This is a genomic window from Peribacillus sp. CSMR9, from assembly GCF_033141925.1.
GTDB classification, from domain to species: domain Bacteria; phylum Bacillota; class Bacilli; order Bacillales; family DSM-1321; genus Peribacillus; species Peribacillus simplex_A.
On the sequence record NZ_JAOPHO010000202.1, the window covers coordinates 1 to 1,081 of the forward strand.

The following is a 1,081-nucleotide window of genomic DNA, read 5'->3' on the forward strand; positions in this document are numbered from 1 at the left end:
AAAAATTCAAAGGGAATCTCAAAAAGGGGTTCGGAATTTTTTAATTCCGAACCCCTTTTGTCTACAAACTGAAACCGACCTATCAAGGTCGGTTTTTTGTTATTCAGCAGTATGTTCCATAACCGTAACCCTGGGCGCACCCGCCGCCAAATCCAGCTCCGCCGCAAAAGCTAGCTCCCACAATCACTAAAAGGATAAACAAAACGACTATAAAGGCGAAACCTCCGCCAAATCCAAAACCGCCATCACAACCACAATCTGACATATATGAACATCTCCTTATTCGTTTTTATAGAAGGACTTGAACTGGTTACATCATCTTATTCACTACCAAACAAAATGACAGTAAAAATGCGTTTTAAGATAATTTTTTTTACTCTCGTCTCTTGTTCAATATGTATTTTTTTCGGAATGGATGCAAAATCGGCTTTTCCAAAAACCTCCGATTATTTTAAATAAAATTGCCCACATAATTTTTTCATTCCACTCTTAAAAAATCACTTATTATACTTCCCTTAATTTATTTCATAAAATTCAAAAAACTTTTAGATAATAAAGAACCCCTAAGGCATTTCTAAGAACAACCCAAAAGGGTATCCCACTTAATGGAATATTTTTAACTACATCATGTATATTTGGTGGTGTGTATTTATCCTATTTGACCCCAGATCTGATATTAAGCTACCTTATGGCCATCCCTTTCCTCACAGTTCTATTATTATGGATTAGTATTTGTTCGGTGCAATTGAAGCTGCGTAAACAATATACCGACAAACGGGGTTTCCGGGTAAAATGGCACACATATACAACTATATTAGCTATCACATCTTTAAGCTTTATCTTTTTTGCATTTATCTTCAATAAGCAAAATATAATTGGAACTACTGTATGTCTTGTCACTTTAGCAATACTTATCCTTATTTCTTTTATTGTCAAACAAAAAAAGAAATAAGGAAAATCCCTGAATTTATTGGATTTCAGGGATTGAGATTCTTGTTTATACGGTTCCAGAAGTTGAAGTGTTAAGGATGGAGACGATTCGTAAAGCCTCGAATATGGTTTTATTCGAAAATCAAAGGCT

1 protein-coding gene and 1 pseudogene are annotated in these 1,081 nt (G+C 34.6%); one reads left to right on the forward strand and one right to left on the reverse strand.

Annotated elements, in window-relative coordinates; all coding sequences use genetic code 11:
* Positions 1 to 103: 103 nt before the first annotated feature.
* A complete protein-coding gene (locus N9I19_RS24890; RefSeq protein ID WP_317779355.1) occupies positions 104 to 265 on the reverse strand; it encodes a YjcZ family sporulation protein in 162 nt (53 codons plus the stop codon).
* Positions 266 to 574: 309 nt separating this feature from the next.
* On the opposite strand from N9I19_RS24890, the pseudogene N9I19_RS24895 reads away from it, so the two are divergent.
* Positions 575 to 952, forward strand: a pseudogene (locus tag N9I19_RS24895) (amino acid permease); the annotation flags it as partial.
* Positions 953 to 1,081 lie beyond the last annotated feature (129 nt).

Coding starts and splice junctions, on each gene's coding strand:
- N9I19_RS24890 (WP_317779355.1), bottom strand. CDS start 265: ATGTCAGATTGTGGTTGTGATGGCGGTTTTGGATTTGGCGGAGGTTTC.